Genomic DNA, 15,279 nt, shown 5'->3' on the forward strand with positions numbered 1-15,279 from the left:
TCCCTTCGATACTCAATATGCCTATTATATACAGGTCTGAAAATCGAGTCAATTTAAGTCGTTACATGAAAAAATAAGCCCTATTCTTAGAATTGGGCCCCTCTATACATGCTTATCGTCAGCCAGTTCATAAACTGGGTCGATTTCAGTGATAAGATGTCATTCACGATTTGATGAAGAGAAGGGACACCCGTTTTACGGTATTTGTCACTCACACAATCCCAGATCTCTTTTCCAGTGACATGTTCATAGCCAAGCAGCACAAACTCCTCCACTTTGCTCAAACAGAGATTCTCGATGAGCTCGCTCAATTCAAAATCGGAAAGTGCAATTTCCGCTTCTTCCTTGTCCGCGTTATGGGGGGCTGACTCACTTTCCTCTATCTGTTCGCTTGCCTTGTCCTCAGGATGATGAGGAACTTGATCATTATCTTCTCCATTCATAGAGAGATCCTCCTAAGGTCAGTTTATCATGGTTAACTTGACATGTTATTCGATATTCACCCTCCAATTTCCTGCTAGCTTTAACCTGTCCATAAAATGTTAGCATGAGCCTGACCAACTCTCGCATATTCATAAGGTAAGACAAGTATCGGAAGAGGGTATGGCATGACCAAGCAGTCATTTATCAGGGGCACGATGATTCTTTTGGCCGCAGGCATTTTGAACCGTATTCTCGGCTTCATCCCCAGAATTACTTTACCGCGTGTCATCGGCGCAGAAGGCATTGGCCTTTATCAAATGGGCTGGCCTTTCCTTTCCGTCATCTTGACGATCATAACGGGAGGCATACCTATTGCCATTGCCAAGCTGATTGCCGAGGCTGAAGCCGAGCATAATGAATCGAGAATTCGCAGCATTCTTCGAATTTCTTTAGTGATCACAATTGGCTTGAGCATCCTATTCACTATTGCTTGCGTAGCAGGAGCCTCTTGGATCACCTCCCATTTGTTAACCGATTCACGCGTTTATTACACCTTCTTGTGCATGAGTCCCATGATCCCGATCATCGGGGTTTCCGCTGTTTACCGCGGATACTTTCAAGGCAGACAGAATATGATTCCCACGGCCACATCACAGATTATGGAAACACTGATTCGCATTGTGATGGTGCTTGTCTGCTCGTATGTTATGATCCCATACGGGATCGAATATGCCGCCGCCGGCGCCATGGTAGGCGTTCTTGCCGGTGAAATTGGCGGTCTAGCCGTTCTGGCCATCCATTTCAGGTACGATAAGAAATCGTCACCGAAACTTCCTGTCGCTCAGATCGGTACCACGAAAACGAATGGCCGGTTGGCTAACTTCCGACGGATTATGCGCATTTCCATTCCGATTACGGGCAGTAAGTTAATTGGGGCAAGCTCTTATTTATTCGAATCTATTCTCATAGCACAAAGTCTAGCAATTGCAGGCATCGCCACTTCGTTGGCAACAGCGCAGTATGGCGCATTGCAAGGCATGGTTATCCCTATCATTCTGCTTCCAAGCGCACTGACAATGTCTTTATCGGTCTCGCTGGTCCCTTCATTAAGTGAAGCCGCGGCTCGCAAAGATATGAAAACAATCCATGCACGCCTGCACCAATCCTTAAAACTGGCTTTAGTCACAGGTGCTCCGTTCGCTGTCATCATGTTCGTCCTGGCCGAACCCATCTGCAGGTATATGTACAATCAACCCGATGTTGGTATCATGCTGAAGATGATGGCTCCAATTGCCATATTCATCTATTTCCAGGCCCCCTTGCAGTCGACTCTGCAAGCTTTGAACAAACCTGGATCCGCTTTGATCAATACCTTGATAGGCTCTACCGTCAAACTGATACTCATTTATTGGTTGGCCAGCAAGCCGGAACTCGGCATTCAAGGAGCTGTTTTTGCGATCAATGTAAACATCGTGCTGGTTACGCTCCTGCATTGGAACAGCGTTGTGCGTTTGCTGAAGTTTCGTATGGAGGGCAGTGATTTCGGCAAAATTGGAGTGGCTATGGCACTTTCAGGCCTATGTTGTTACTTCATCATGTACGTCCCATGGACATCCGTTGAATGGCTTCGTTTTGTAGCTTCATCACTCGTAGGCTTTATTGTCTATATGTTTTCGATTACGGTCTTTCGATTGATTAGCTTGAAGGATCTGACCCGGATTCTGAACATGGGCAAAAAAATTATCCGCTGATCTATCTTTTGCGGTCAAGAAACATTCTACCCCTGTGATCAATAGAGCAGTAAAACACTTCTTTGAAATCGCGCGCTCCCTTGAATTGAAGCTGGTTTTTTAGCCAAAATCTCGTTTTTCCTATTTTCTCCAAATTATCGTCCTGTACTTTGCCGTCCATAATGAGAGGCAGCGGTAGTCCCTCATATCGAATGGTGCCTTTCAGGCCTTGTTCGTCAATCGCTGTCTCTTTCGCTTTCAAGCTTTTCTCCACTACGCTTAACTTCCCCGAGGGCTCAAGAACGGCAAACTCCACGTCTGCGACATTCATGATCTTATTTTGCCTTAGCTGCTGCATTAAGTCATCCAGGTTATAACGGTGTTTCCTCATTTCTTCACGGTCGATCAATCCTTGTTTGATGATCACGCTAGGTTTCCCGTCAAATAGAATCCGGAGATTTCTATTCTTTAATGTGACATAGGCGATGATGATTTGGATCAGCACCAGTGTCGCCATCGGGACAATCCCATCCATGACTGGCTTCTCTACATCTTCAAGCACGAACACGGCAATTTCGGCAATCATAATCGAAATAACCAGATCAAACAGCGATAACTTCCCGATTTCCCGTTTTCCCATAAGACGTAGCATGAGAAAAACGACAAAGTAGATCAGCACGGTACGTAAAAAAATGGTCAGAATATCCATCGATAGCCTCCCTGATCTAAGCTACTTGCTTGTTCTCGGAGTTCACTGGTATTCTGACCGCTCATGCACTTCATCATGCAATTTTTACGTATTCAATTGTTGGGAATTACAACAGAAATAACTTGAAATAGATCGTAGCTACGATGAATAAAACTAAGGAAATCGGCCCTGCAATCATGAAATAATTACGGGGATTCAGCCCTCCCCCTTCTTGCTCAGCGAGTGCCGCCGCATACATGCTCGATATCGAACCGAAGAGCGTAACCCCGCTTCCAATCGCGGTTCCAACGATAATGGACCACCACAGAGGCTGAATGGATGCTTGGGAAAAACTCTTCATTTCTGTTCCTATATGTTCTATTACAGGAATCATAGCCGCGGTATAAGGTACATAATCCACAACCGATGAACCAAACCCCGTTAACCATAACAAAAGCATGGATAAGAATGATATGGAGCCTTGGCTCAATTCCAACCCTCTAACAGCGATAAATCCCGATATCCCGGCATACGTTAATCCGCCAACCATAATAAACAATCCTAGAAAAAACAAACCCTGTGTTTCTAATAGCCCACTCCAGAAGGAACGATAGTCTCTCTTTTTGAAAAGCTGAATGAAGTCCTGATAGTTGAGTGCAATTAGCGCTACTGCCCCACCTGCAGCAATATAGGAAGCTTGCCAACCCAAAATACCTTGCAATAAAAAAGCAAGCAGCGTTACCCCGGCAATGGCGCAGCCACCGATAAATTGGGCGCGATCTTCCGTTAAGTATGTATCGGGCTGTAAACTAAGCACCTCCCGCTTGTACGTTTCAGGAATAATCATTTTCCTTCCATAGAGAAACCAAATGGCTAGATATACGATGGCCAACATGAGAATAACCAGCGGTCCGACTTTTAATAGCATCTCCCCTGTTGTTATATGCTCTGATGCACCTATCAGCCTATTGGACCAATTGCCCATAAGCGTTGCTGCACCACCGAGATTCGCCGATAACAATACGGAAATCAAAAAAGGTACAGGCGACAGTTTCATCATCTTCGTCGTTTTGAGCAGGATCGGAACAATAATAGCGATGGCGAGCAAAGTGTTTAATAAGGCAGAAGTTACAGCGGCCAGTAGCGACAAACCTATTAATATCGTAAAAGGCTGTAACCGAAACACGCGTATGATTTTGCTTGCGGCGAATGCGATAAGTCCTGTTTTCTGAAAAAGGCCGGCAATTACGAATAAACCAACAAGAAATAAAAGAACAGGCCAATTCGCGTATGTTGTAAGCGCCTTTCCAATTGGAACAACGCCCAGCAGAAGCATCAGGATGGCTCCTCCAAGCGCCGTATACGTACGGTCCCACTTTTCAATCAAGATACAAATATAAGCGGCAACAAAAATAATAAGAGCTGCAATAGCCTGCCATAGAGCGGGTCCTTGAGAAAATTCCGTCATAATTATTCACCTTCCCTTTGAACAGTCTGTACTAATTCTATGTGCTTGGCCATACAATGATGATAATGAAAAGAACGAATATAAGAAAGGATTGGTGCCTGTGAACCCCATGAAAACGGTCAGTCAGGTTCGAATAACATCTCCTTTATTTTCCGGACTTGCCTATTCATTAAGCATGATGACAATTGGGACAATAGTAACATCATTATTTTTGCTGCTAACTAGCACACAAGAGAGTTCCTTGCATACGTTAACTACGATAATTCATGCTGCAGCACTGTTTATTGGAGGCTGGGTTTCAGGAAAAAGAGCCGGTAACCGCGGCTGGTACCACGGGGGACTCGTCGGATTCGTCTATTTTATCCTTATTTTCTTGGTTGGTTTTCTAGCTTTTGACGCAGGATTGAATCTTCAATCCCTGCAATTGCTCGGTATTTTATTTGCAGCAGGAGCACTTGGAGGCATCCTTGGCGTTAACACGCAGAAATAAGACGTTTCCGTGAAAATTCACTATCCCCCTTTGATTGTGGTATACTATCATAGTTATATTCGCAATAATTTCCAATATTAGGGGGAAAACACCATGAGCCCGTTTCAGTCTATGACACATGCGACGGTCTATATAGTAATTACTGTCATCGTCTTTCTAATTGCCGCAACACGTAAAAATCCGTTTGTTATCGCAGGAAGTTTCGTTCAAGAAATATTTTCATCCCGCAAGTATTTAATTCACTTCGCAGCACTCATCACAATCCTTTTTTTCAATAAAATTGAGATGTGGGTCGAAAAACGAATTGACTATAAAGCTGATTTTACCAAATCAATCTATAGCATAGAAGGAAACTTTGTTTCTGCGATTCAACATTTCTTCCACAATGATATATTGACCGTGATTAGCAGTTATTTCTACGTCGTGATCTTTCCATCCGTCATGATTGCATCCATTGCCCTTTATACATTTCAGAAAAATTATAAATTATTCTACGCGATTTGTTACGCGCTCATGTTCAACTATATGATAGCCATTCCGTTTTATCTGTTCTTTCCAGTTAATGAAGTCTGGTCATTTCATCCAAATGTTAAGCTGCTTATTCTCGATGTGTTCCCAACCTTCGAGCAGGACTATCGCCCGCTGTCGGGATTGGATAATTGCTTCCCCAGCCTGCATACATCGATCTCCGTATCGATGGCCGTCATTGCTGTGAAGAGCCGCAATACATTTTGGAAAATTTTCGTTCCGATTTCCTCAGCTTTTATCATTTTCACGATTTTCTATCTCGGTATCCACTGGTTATCCGATATGTGTGCCGGTGTCGTGCTAGGTGTAGTAGCAGCAAGATTAGGACTGCGCATTTCCGAAGGACGTCTCATTCTTGGCGAGCAAGCACTGCTTAAACGATCTTTTAAAAATAATGAGCTTTAAAAGCCAAACAAAAAGCGAGAGCCTGATGAAGGTTCTCGCTTTTTTATTTTATTCCTTTGCTGTTGTTTGTGAAACAGCATTGATGGCAGAACGATCAAAAGTCATTTTCGTTGCATCGTTGACACGAAGCACACAAATGTCGTCGGTGATCTCCATAATCGTGCCGTGAAGACCGCCAATCGTAACGACCTTATCTCCTTTTTTCAAAGAGCCGAGCATTTGATTGCGTGTTTTCTGTCTTTTTTGCTGTGGACGAATAAGTAAGAAATAGAGAACTACGAACATGAGCACTAACGGCCCGTATGTATACAAATATCCTACCGCGCCAGTATTCGCAGTTGTAGTTTCAGCCAATAGAAACATAGGTATCCTCCTTTCTTAAAATCCTCTTTCATTATCATTCAGCCCATAGGACGCAAAGAATTCATCACGGAAATCGAGCAAGCGATCTTCCATAATGGCCCCTCTGACATCGCGCATAAGCTGTAGCAGAAAGTGAAGGTTATGAATCGTTGTCAATCTGATTCCAAAGGTTTCATCCGCTTTAATTAAATGACGAATATATGCTCTGCTGTAATTTGTGCAGGTATAACATGAACATTTGGGATCCAGTGGGCCAAAATCCGTCGCATGCTTCGCATTTCGAATCACAAGACGGCCTTCGCTTGTCATGCAAGTCCCATTTCGGGCAATCCTTGTAGGCAATACGCAGTCGAACATGTCGATCCCGCGGATAGCGCCTTCAATTAAAGCATCGGGTGAACCCACCCCCATAAGATAACGTGGTTTGTTAGCCGGCATCAACGGTGCTGTATAATCAAGCACTTCATACATCAAATGCTTAGGCTCTCCAACGCTCAGTCCACCAATAGCATACCCCGGGAAATCCATGGAAGTCAACTGCTCGGCGCTCATTCTGCGCAGGTCCTCATGCATCCCGCCCTGGATAATGGCGAATAAACCTTGGTCTTCCGGTCGGTTGTGACTTTTCAGGCAGCGCTCGGCCCAGCGTGTCGTACGTTCCAATGATTTCTTCACATAATCGTACTCTGCCGGGAACGGAGGGCATTCATCGAAGGCCATCATAATATCGGAACCAAGCGCGTTTTGTATTTCCATGGCTACTTCCGGCGAGAGAAAAAGCTTGTCACCGTTCAAATGGGACTTAAACGTAACGCCCTCTTCGGTAATTTTGCGCATATTGCTCAGGCTAAACACTTGGAACCCACCGCTATCCGTTAAAATAGGGCGATCCCAGTTCATGAATTTGTGCAATCCGCCCGCGGATTTTACGATCTCATGACCAGGACGAATGAATAGATGATACGTATTGCTCAAAATAATTTGAGCATCCATCGTTTTCAACTCTTCCGGACTCATCGTTTTTACCGTAGCCTGCGTGCCTACCGGCATGAAAGCCGGCGTTTCAATGACGCCATGCGGGGTGTGAACCCGGCCCAAGCGGGCACCGGATTGTTTACAAGTTTTGATCGGTTCGTACGTTACTGCTGCTGCCATGACATCCACTTCCTATTCTAAACTTCCTCTAGTCTTTGTTTCTATTAGTAAATAAGCATTGCATCCCCGAAGCTAAAAAAGCGATACTGCTCTCGTACAGCCTCTTCGTAAGCTTGCATGATATGCGTCCTTCCAGCCAGAGCGCTAATCAGCATGAGCAGGGTTGATTTAGGCAAATGGAAATTCGTTAACAGAGCATCCACGACCCCAAAGCTATATCCCGGATAAATAAAGATACTCGTCCATCCCTGCGAAGGCTGGATAACTAATGGCTTCCCAGCTTCAAAGCCTCCTTGCTCACGGCTAAGACCTGCAGCTGTTTCCAGCGTACGGGCAGATGTTGTTCCTACAGCAACAACACGTTTCCCGTTCGCTTTGGTTTCATTGATCGCCGCTGCGGTTTCAGCGGAAAGCACGTAATACTCCGCGTGCATTTGATGCTCCTCAATGGTGTCTACGGACACAGGACGAAATGTGCCTAAACCCACATGCAGAGTGACGAATGCAAGACGAACCCCCTTCGCTTGCAGCTTCTCCAAGTAAGCCTCTGTGAAATGAAGTCCTGCTGTCGGCGCCGCGGCCGAGCCCTCGTGCTTCGCATACACGGTTTGATAGCGTTCCCTCTCCGGCAGCTGTTCTTTAATATAAGGAGGCAGGGGCATCTCCCCTAAGCGATCCAAAATTTCATTAAAAATGCCCTTATAGCTGAATTGAAGTACACGTGCTCCCATATCTCCAACTTCAACGACTTCCGCCGTTAGCAGAGGCTCTTCCTCCTGAGTCCCCTCCTGGTTCATGCCAAAAACGGCCACAGCCCCCAGCTGCATGCGCTTCCCGGGTTTCACCAGGGCCTCCCAACGGTCCTCACCGAGCTGTTTCAGTAGCAGAAGCTCAACCTTGGCACCCGTGTCTTTCTTCATGCCAAAGAGCCGTGCTGGAATAACTCGTGTGTCATTCATCACGAGCAAGTCCCCGGCTTCCAGATAATCAATGAGTTGTTCAAAAGTCTGATGACCAATTGCTCCGGTCTGTTTATTCAGCGTAAGCAGTCTAGACGCCGTGCGATTAAGCAGCGGCGTCTGGGCAATCAATGATTCAGGTAATTCAAAGTCAAATGCTTGTACATCCATGAGTGTGTATTCATTCCTTAGTTATGTTGACTCCAGCATAATATGTCTGAAGTATTTTTTTATAATCATAGCCTTGTTCAGCAAAACCTCTTGCTCCCCATTGGGACATTCCTAAGCCATGGCCATATCCTGTGCCGCGGAATACGAATTGTTTGCCTTGTGTTGGTGTTACCGAAGGTGTGTTTGGGGTTCCTACTGAATCCGTTGGTTTAGCCAACCCATTGGTGCCTAAAGCAGTCAAATCCGATTTCTTGAGCGAGGTCGGCTGGGATTGATTACCGGAAAGCACGTAGACGGAGTCAGCGCTGGTAGTGCCTGTCTCGGCACTTCCGCCCCCCACGATCGCCAGATCCGCTCCTTGCGGGGTACTACCAGTATAACTTCCTGCTCCTTCAATTTCAAACAGGGTGCTGGGCAAGCCTCCAAGCACAGTGCGCAGGGCGTCAGGATATGGCACTTTCACTACAACGCCATTTGCTTTGAGCTCTGTAACCCTTCCTGATGGGCCGCGTGCAGATATCTCTAGAGATGTTAGTTCACCGTTGATCTGTACCCCTGCCGCTGTTAATTTGCTTTTCATCTCACTCGGCGTATAGGGACCTCTCATCCACGAGTAGGCATTAGACTCTTTTTCCTGACCTATAACGAGTACTCTTTCCTTAGCTGCAAGCTGACCAATGGAGGGATTCGCTGCATTGTCCACGTACGGCGCCAAACGAACATTTACATTTTGATCGGTAGACTCATAGTAAGGAGTTCCGTTCTTGTCTTTCTGACCCGTATCTTTCAAATACTCAGCCGAGACATAACCCAGACGGCCATCCGTCAACTGAATGCGGTACCATGTCGCTTTGCCTTTTTCCGCTCCTTGATCAGGACTAGCCACGCTGCGCAAATAACTCACAGGATTTCCCCAAACCTCGGATGGATCTGCGGTCTTCCCCCCGGAATTCGATGAGAACACCGGAGAAATCAATCCGCTTTTATCCGAAATGACTTCATCTTTCGTGGCATCAACCGCTTGATTGCCTGCCGCAAACTCTTTTTGCATGCCGTAATAAGCTTGATCTAACGTCGTGTCCGTCACTTGAGCAATTTCATATTTATTTCCTTGTTTAATGGCAAACGTGCGGGCTGCGACAGCTTGAGCTTTCAATGCCTCTGCTGGCCATCCGGAGCCAAGTTCCGCACCTAACACGCCATATAAGTAGGACTCCATCGGCACTTCATTCACCAATGCTAATTTATTCTGATAAGTACTTATTTCCATGTCGCCACGATATTTGCGGTCTGCTTTTTCTTTCACAGTAATCGCTTCACTTTTGGAGTGAATCAATGTTTTTTGCTGGCCAGCTCCTGCTGCGAAATGCGGGACAGGTGTCGTTCCATTTGCCGATGCAGTTACGTCTGATTTGCGAATGAGATAAGATGCCTTCGTATTGGCAGCTTGCAAAGGAATGGCAGGAACCGCACGCATAGCGGCCTGCTTCACCGTTTCTAACTGAGCAGGACTTGCTTCATTGCCGATCCATACACTATATGCCGGCTTACCTGTTGCATCCTCTTGCAAGGCTAAGTCCGCTTGAATGCCAGCTCCAGCATAAACAGCCGCTTGCTGCAAAGCAGCAGCCTCTGACGCAAACGTACCCGCGCTTAGATGGAGCGGCCCTGTCACTGCAGGAGGGGCTTGCTTCGTGAACGCAGCCACTGTCACATCTTTTAGCGCTTGGGCTGAAGCGCTTTCTGCTGCTTCCATCGTAGGGAAGCTGCCGTAAAATACCTGAAACACCGTTTTCCCTTGTTTCATCCGGCTTAACACGTAACCATCCGCAGACATCGTGGCGAGCTTCGTACTTAATCCCTTAGCAGCAGCGAAATCCGTCGTTTCCAGCATCATGACACTATACTGATCCAATGACATGCGGATGGTGCTGTCTTGGAGAGTAAGCCAGAGCTGTTGGGCGGCACCTGCTGTACTGCGTACACTGATATCCATTCCGCCAGTCGAGCTGAGTGTCGTAACCGGTTCTATTAATTTATATTTGGCAGAATCTATGAATAAGGCAACACGCACTTCATCCAAATGCGATATTCCCGCTGCATGCGCAGGGATCGTCAACACTGGAACTGTTCCAAACGTTAAAGCAGCCGTCGTAATCAAAGCTAGTGTTCTGGGGGCTAACAGCTTTTTTGTTCGTTTCATTCGACAATATTTCCTTTCTTTTGCAGCATTCTACTAAGTTAGACTCTAGCAAAGCGCAGAAGTTTTGCTTTTTAGTAGAATAAAATGGTAAACAACCGATTTGCTGCTCAGTCGTAACGAAACAACAACTCTGACGTCGCCCGTGTAGCCTCAACTCTGTAACGGACCCAGAAGCCGTTATTTGGGCAAATTCAGTTGGATTGAGATGCTAACGGACCGAGGAGCCGCTATTCATGGACTTTATCGCTGTTATGAGCATATTCATGCTCAATAGCGGCCCGTGAGTCCATTAGATGCTAATTTTGCGGCAAAAGTGGCAAATAGGGTCATCTCAGTCCGATAGCCGGCGGCTCGTGCTCGCAAGGGGTAATAGAGAATGAAAATTGGACAAGCGAGCGGTGCAGGCATAGAAACTGGAAGTAAAACGAGTCACTTACTTAGGTGTGCAGGCTGGAAGTAACGAGTTTCTGCCCCAAGTGTAACTCACTGTGTCGAGGACACGGATACAACGGCAACAAGGGACGAAATAAGGGAGCCTCCCGGCTCCCTCTCGTGTTCCTCATGACCGCTGTTCCGGCACCGGCAAGCCCAAATGATGGTAGGCCTGCGGCGTAACGATTCGCCCTCTCGGCGTACGCTGCAAAAATCCAATTTGCAGCAAATACGGCTCGTAGACGTCTTCGATCGTCTGACTCTCTTCACCGATGGTGGCAGCGATCGTCTCCAGCCCTACAGGGCCGCCTTGGAAGCTCTGGATGATCGCCCTCAGCATCTTATGGTCGATCTCATCCAGACCCAGGTCATCGATCTGGATGCGCTTCAGCGCCTCTTTGGCGATGTCCAGCGTGATAATGCCATCGCCCTTCACCTGCGCGAAATCGCGAACCCGCTTCAGCAAGCGGTTCGCGATACGCGGTGTTCCACGCGAGCGCATGCCGATCTCGCGCGCGGCTTCACCGACGATGCCGACCTGCAGGATGTCGGCCGTACGGGAGACGATGTAGGTGAGTTCCTCCACCGTATAAAACTCCAGCCGGCTGACGACTCCGAAACGGTCGCGCAGCGGCGCAGACAACAAACCGACGCGCGTCGTCGCGCCGACCAGCGTAAACGCCGGCAAGTCCAGCCGCACCGAGCGTGCGCTCGGCCCCTTGCCGATGATAATATCAAGGGCAAAATCCTCCATCGCCGGATACAGCACCTCTTCCACCGTACGGTGGAGGCGGTGAATTTCGTCGATGAACAGCACGTCGCCCTCCTGCAGGTTCGTTAGGATGGCAGCCAAATCGCCCGGCCGCTCAATGGCGGGGCCGGAGGTTGTTCGAATGTTCACGCCAAGCTCGTTGGCGATGATATTGGACAGGGTCGTCTTCCCGAGCCCCGGCGGTCCATAAAGCAGCACGTGATCCAACGCTTCCTTGCGCATTTTGGCGGCTTCAATATAAATCTTGAGGTTCTCCTTAGCCTGCTTCTGGCCGATATATTCAGCCAAATAACGGGGACGCAGACTGTACTCTATGACGTTGTCCTCCATCATCAAGTTAGCTGATATAATCCGGTCATTATCCATGGTGATCCTCCTACGAGCTTTCCCTAGGAAAGCTTTCTTCATTGGCTAATACTTGCTACATCGTATACAAGGCTTGCAGCGCAAGCTTCATCAAAACATCTGTAGAATCCGAAGGATTTGCTTTGGGCTTCACTTGCAGCCACGCGCGGTCCACTTCCGCTTCCGTGTAACCAAGCGTCATCAGAGCCTCTTTCGCTTCCGTCCAAACTTGCCCGCCCTCCGTAATTTGGGCTGAGCCGACAACGCTTAAAGCAACAGCAGCTTCTGGACTCGAGAACGTCACTGAACCTAATTTGTCCTTAAGGTCCAAAATAATCCGCTGCGCCGTCTTTTTGCCGATGCCTGGCAGCTTCGTTAGGAATGCCAAATTTTCTTGGCTAATTGCCAAAATAACGGCTTCCGGTCGTCCGCCCGCAGCAAGGATACCTAAAGCTACTTTAGGTCCAATCCCCGTCACATCCAGCAGCAAACGGAATAAAGCCTGCTCATCTCGTGAGACAAATCCGAATAGCAAGTGAGCATCTTCCCTCACGTGATAATGAATGAACATCGTAACTTCTTCATTATCCTTATGCGAAAGTGCATAGGGATTAGGACAAAATACTCGATAACCTACGCCGTTCACATCCAGCACAGCATATTCGCTCTCGCGCAGCGCCACTTTTCCTCGTAAGAAATCTATCATCTTTTTCTGACCTCATTTATTCTAGATTGCAAAGCTGAAGAATGTGCATGGCAAATAGCGATTGCCAGAGCATCCGCTACATCATCAGGCTTAGGCACCTGCGATAGTTTGAGCAATATTTTGACCATTTCCTGGACTTGCTTCTTCTCCGCATTCCCGTAGCCGACAACGGATTGCTTGACTTGAAGAGGCGTATATTCCGCTATTGGCAGACCTGCCTGAACACCCGCTAAAATCATGACACCGCGTGCTTGGCCTACGGTAAATGCCGTCGTTACATTTCGGTTAAAAAAAAGCTTCTCTATGGACATAGCGTCCGGTTTATACTTTTCTATCAATTGCGTTGTAGCGTCGTAGACATCCTTCAGTCTCAGACCCGGATCGGTATGTGCTTCCGTCTGAATTGAACCATATTGCACAGGAACAAGCTTGCTGCCAATTTTATCAATAAAGCCAAAACCTACAATCGCGATCCCCGGATCAATCCCCAGAATACGCACAGCATTTCTCTCCCATCTAAAAAAAGCGAACATATGTAGTCATTTCTCATTATAGCAGATAACAAAAAAAAGAGATAGACTCGGGATTTCCCCTTATCTACCTCACCTTTTTGCTTCATTATGGTCTAGTCATTGCTTTTTCTGTTTCTTCCACGGCATAATCGCTGAATGTTGATAATACGCTATTATACTCCTCCATATCCGAGATGCGAATGCCCTCGCGCAGCTTTTCCACCGTATCCGGGGGCAGGCTGCTTTCCAAATGCTTGATGTTTAGTTGGAAAAATGTCCGAATGACGTTATCTTTGGCGGGAGTGCCGTTAAACAACGAGAGATTGCTGCTGCCGTCGATGCCGAATACCGCTTTCTCTTTGCATGCCGGAGATAAATCTTCAATGTTCTCGGTAAATGTGACCTCTCCGCTCGGACTGACATTGAGCAGCCAGTTCGGATGTTTCATTTGCATATCAAGCAGCTGCTCTGAGGTTTGCTGACCAAGTGTGCTCTTCTCTTCACCGCAAACGTAAGATTTAATCAAGTAGCTTTCCCTGGTATCTGTAATCCGCTTCAGCGTTGCTTCCGCTTCTTTCAGACGCTCATCGTCTTCCGGCGTTAATTGAGCCATCGTAGCTTGAGTCGGAGAATGGTCTGCACCTGAAAAACCATCTGTTGCGTATCCGATCCAACAAACCGTACCTATAAGGAAGATCATCCCTAATGTCAACCAACTGCGTTTCCAGCGCAGCCTTCTTTTCCAATGCTTCAAAAAACGTTGTACATTCACTGGTATCCCCTTCTATTCTCTTTTTTCGTATTGTTTCCATTTGCATGAGACGCTATACATCATTTACCATAGGGAGAGTAGCATCAAACCAATCAAGACGGACGGTGAAGCTCTATCATGAAAGGTAAAAGACGAATCAAGCGTACAACACTCCTGATTATTGGAGTTCTCCTATTATGGGGAGCCGTTGCTATTTGGAATGAAGTACTCAAAATTGAAAAAGGTGTGCCCACTCCTCGCTCAACTTCAGCCTCATATCCGACCACTGATATGAAAAGTAACCAAACATCCATAAATTCGGGAAATAATGGGAATGTCCTGAGTATAAAATAACTATAAAATTTGACTGTTGCCACAGAAATGATATAGTCAGAAGTAGATGAAATATTCTAATACTTATTCATGAAAAACGATATATATCTGAAAAGGCTGCCAGCCGCTTTTCTATAAGAAAACGCTAAGCCTGATCTTTCGAAGACAGTTTTCTTACGAAAACGCTAAGGAGGGGAAACACCATGAATGTGGCAGAACTTCAATTAATTCAATTATCCAGACGAGGCGATCGCAACGCTTTCGTTGAATTAGTCGAGTTATACCGGAATAAAATACAAAAGCTTGCATTCCGCATGCTTCATAACAGACCTGATTCGGAGGATATCGTTCAGGAGACATTTATTCGCGTTTACTTGAATTTGAATCACTACGATGAGAGCCAGAACTTCTCTACTTGGATTTATCGGATCGGCAAAAATGTCGCCATTGATTTATTGCGCAAAAAGCGGCCTGTTCAATCCCTAGATGCTGAGCTGAGCGATCATGACGATGATTACAGCTATTACAGTAAACTCGCAAGCCAGGATCAATCGCCGGAGCACGCTGTGCTGCAAACAGAAATCCAAGATCACATGCACACTTCCATTAATAAATTGGCCGACAAATACAAAAGCGTCATTACGCTTTATTATCTGGAGGAGCTTTCGCTTCAAGAAATTAGCACCAAGCTTAACTTGCCGATTACAACGGTAAAAACTCGTCTGCACCGCGGGCGGGAGCTGCTCCGCAAGAAATGGGGCATGAATTTCGTCGTTGGCCTTATGGTCTTCTTCACCATCGGAATGATTGCATAATGGTTCCGTCAGCTAAAATAATAAAAAGCC

The 15,279-nt window shown here is 46.6% G+C and carries 15 protein-coding genes; 4 read left to right on the forward strand and 11 right to left on the reverse strand.

All coding sequences use genetic code 11. The annotated features are described in order from the left end of the window. Positions 1-86 precede the first annotated feature (86 nt). Positions 87-443 carry a post-transcriptional regulator gene (locus RQP52_RS20495; protein WP_315953589.1) on the reverse strand — a complete coding sequence of 119 codons (357 nt, stop codon included), beginning with the start codon at positions 441-443 and terminating at the stop codon, positions 87-89. A 165-nt stretch (positions 444-608) separates the two neighbouring features. On the opposite strand from RQP52_RS20495, the gene spoVB reads away from it, so the two are divergent. Beyond that, positions 609-2,174 (forward strand): stage V sporulation protein B, encoded by a 1,566-nt coding sequence (gene spoVB / locus RQP52_RS20500; protein ID WP_315953590.1) that lies wholly within the window; start codon positions 609-611, stop codon positions 2,172-2,174. Between the two features lies 1 nt (position 2,175). Here the strand turns inward: spoVB and RQP52_RS20505 are convergent, their stop codons facing one another. Together RQP52_RS20505 and RQP52_RS20510 are read right to left on the reverse strand one after the other, a co-directional pair. Then, the gene (locus tag RQP52_RS20505; RefSeq protein ID WP_315953591.1) at positions 2,176-2,862 is read right to left on the reverse strand and encodes a DUF421 domain-containing protein; all 687 of its coding nucleotides are present in this window, start codon (positions 2,860-2,862) and stop codon (positions 2,176-2,178) included. Positions 2,863-2,968: 106 nt separating this feature from the next. Then, entirely contained in the window at positions 2,969-4,309 is a 1,341-nt protein-coding gene (locus RQP52_RS20510) for an ArsB/NhaD family transporter (RefSeq protein ID WP_315953592.1), read from the reverse strand. A gap of 109 nt (positions 4,310-4,418) precedes the next feature. Between RQP52_RS20510 and RQP52_RS20515 the strand changes: the two genes are divergently transcribed. Beyond that, the gene (locus tag RQP52_RS20515) at positions 4,419-4,799 is read left to right on the forward strand and encodes a TIGR04086 family membrane protein (protein WP_315953593.1); all 381 of its coding nucleotides are present in this window, start codon (positions 4,419-4,421) and stop codon (positions 4,797-4,799) included. Between the two features lie 93 nt (positions 4,800-4,892). Next, on the forward strand, positions 4,893-5,732 hold the full coding sequence (locus tag RQP52_RS20520; RefSeq protein ID WP_315953594.1) for a phosphatase PAP2 family protein: 840 nt from the start codon (positions 4,893-4,895) through the stop codon (positions 5,730-5,732). Positions 5,733-5,780: 48 nt separating this feature from the next. Here the strand turns inward: RQP52_RS20520 and yajC are convergent, their stop codons facing one another. The 8 genes from yajC to RQP52_RS20560 all read right to left on the reverse strand — a co-directional run bounded on the left by yajC (position 5,781) and on the right by RQP52_RS20560 (position 14,122). Further along, complete coding sequence (yajC, locus tag RQP52_RS20525) at positions 5,781-6,095, reverse strand: preprotein translocase subunit YajC (RefSeq protein ID WP_157319197.1); 315 nt, start codon at positions 6,093-6,095, stop codon at positions 5,781-5,783. A gap of 15 nt (positions 6,096-6,110) precedes the next feature. Further along, positions 6,111-7,250 carry a tRNA guanosine(34) transglycosylase Tgt gene (gene tgt / locus RQP52_RS20530; RefSeq protein ID WP_315953595.1) on the reverse strand — a complete coding sequence of 380 codons (1,140 nt, stop codon included), beginning with the start codon at positions 7,248-7,250 and terminating at the stop codon, positions 6,111-6,113. 44 nt (positions 7,251-7,294) lie between these two features. Next, a complete protein-coding gene (gene queA, locus RQP52_RS20535) occupies positions 7,295-8,380 on the reverse strand; it encodes a tRNA preQ1(34) S-adenosylmethionine ribosyltransferase-isomerase QueA (protein WP_315953596.1) in 1,086 nt (361 codons plus the stop codon). A 10-nt stretch (positions 8,381-8,390) separates the two neighbouring features. Continuing rightward, a complete protein-coding gene (locus tag RQP52_RS20540) occupies positions 8,391-10,583 on the reverse strand; it encodes a SpoIID/LytB domain-containing protein (protein ID WP_315953597.1) in 2,193 nt (730 codons plus the stop codon). Positions 10,584-11,142: 559 nt separating this feature from the next. Then, positions 11,143-12,153 carry a Holliday junction branch migration DNA helicase RuvB gene (gene ruvB, locus RQP52_RS20545; protein WP_127455327.1) on the reverse strand — a complete coding sequence of 337 codons (1,011 nt, stop codon included), beginning with the start codon at positions 12,151-12,153 and terminating at the stop codon, positions 11,143-11,145. A gap of 55 nt (positions 12,154-12,208) precedes the next feature. Further along, complete coding sequence (gene ruvA, locus RQP52_RS20550; RefSeq protein WP_127455326.1) at positions 12,209-12,838, reverse strand: Holliday junction branch migration protein RuvA; 630 nt, start codon at positions 12,836-12,838, stop codon at positions 12,209-12,211. Beyond that, entirely contained in the window at positions 12,835-13,338 is a 504-nt protein-coding gene (gene ruvC, locus RQP52_RS20555; RefSeq protein ID WP_127455325.1) for a crossover junction endodeoxyribonuclease RuvC, read from the reverse strand. Before ruvC ends, ruvA begins: the two co-directional genes overlap by 4 nt. Positions 13,339-13,456: 118 nt before the next feature. Further along, the gene (locus RQP52_RS20560; RefSeq protein ID WP_315953598.1) at positions 13,457-14,122 is read right to left on the reverse strand and encodes a BofC C-terminal domain-containing protein; all 666 of its coding nucleotides are present in this window, start codon (positions 14,120-14,122) and stop codon (positions 13,457-13,459) included. 515 nt (positions 14,123-14,637) lie between these two features. Between RQP52_RS20560 and sigW the strand changes: the two genes are divergently transcribed. Next, positions 14,638-15,249, forward strand: coding sequence for an RNA polymerase sigma factor SigW (sigW, locus tag RQP52_RS20565; protein WP_127455323.1), 612 nt, complete (start codon positions 14,638-14,640; stop codon positions 15,247-15,249). The last annotated feature ends 30 nt before the right edge of the window (positions 15,250-15,279 follow it).

This window comes from Paenibacillus violae, from assembly GCF_032461945.1.
GTDB classification, from domain to species: Bacteria; Bacillota; Bacilli; order Paenibacillales; family NBRC-103111; genus Paenibacillus_E; species Paenibacillus_E violae.

Bases quoted from the DNA above. Each gene is read 5' to 3' on its own strand.
- RQP52_RS20495 (WP_315953589.1), bottom strand. From the start codon at position 443: ATGAATGGAGAAGATAATGATCAAGTTCCTCATCATCCTGAGGACAAG.
- RQP52_RS20510 (WP_315953592.1), bottom strand. From the start codon at position 4,309: ATGACGGAATTTTCTCAAGGACCCGCTCTATGGCAGGCTATTGCAGCT.
- queA (WP_315953596.1), bottom strand. From the start codon at position 8,380: ATGGATGTACAAGCATTTGACTTTGAATTACCTGAATCATTGATTGCC.
- ruvA (WP_127455326.1), bottom strand. From the start codon at position 12,838: ATGATAGATTTCTTACGAGGAAAAGTGGCGCTGCGCGAGAGCGAATAT.
- RQP52_RS20520 (WP_315953594.1), top strand. From the start codon at position 4,893: ATGAGCCCGTTTCAGTCTATGACACATGCGACGGTCTATATAGTAATT.
- sigW (WP_127455323.1), top strand. From the start codon at position 14,638: ATGAATGTGGCAGAACTTCAATTAATTCAATTATCCAGACGAGGCGAT.
- spoVB (WP_315953590.1), top strand. From the start codon at position 609: ATGACCAAGCAGTCATTTATCAGGGGCACGATGATTCTTTTGGCCGCA.
- tgt (WP_315953595.1), bottom strand. From the start codon at position 7,250: ATGGCAGCAGCAGTAACGTACGAACCGATCAAAACTTGTAAACAATCC.
- RQP52_RS20540 (WP_315953597.1), bottom strand. From the start codon at position 10,583: ATGAAACGAACAAAAAAGCTGTTAGCCCCCAGAACACTAGCTTTGATT.
- yajC (WP_157319197.1), bottom strand. From the start codon at position 6,095: ATGTTTCTATTGGCTGAAACTACAACTGCGAATACTGGCGCGGTAGGA.
- RQP52_RS20515 (WP_315953593.1), top strand. From the start codon at position 4,419: ATGAAAACGGTCAGTCAGGTTCGAATAACATCTCCTTTATTTTCCGGA.
- ruvB (WP_127455327.1), bottom strand. From the start codon at position 12,153: ATGGATAATGACCGGATTATATCAGCTAACTTGATGATGGAGGACAAC.
- RQP52_RS20505 (WP_315953591.1), bottom strand. From the start codon at position 2,862: ATGGATATTCTGACCATTTTTTTACGTACCGTGCTGATCTACTTTGTC.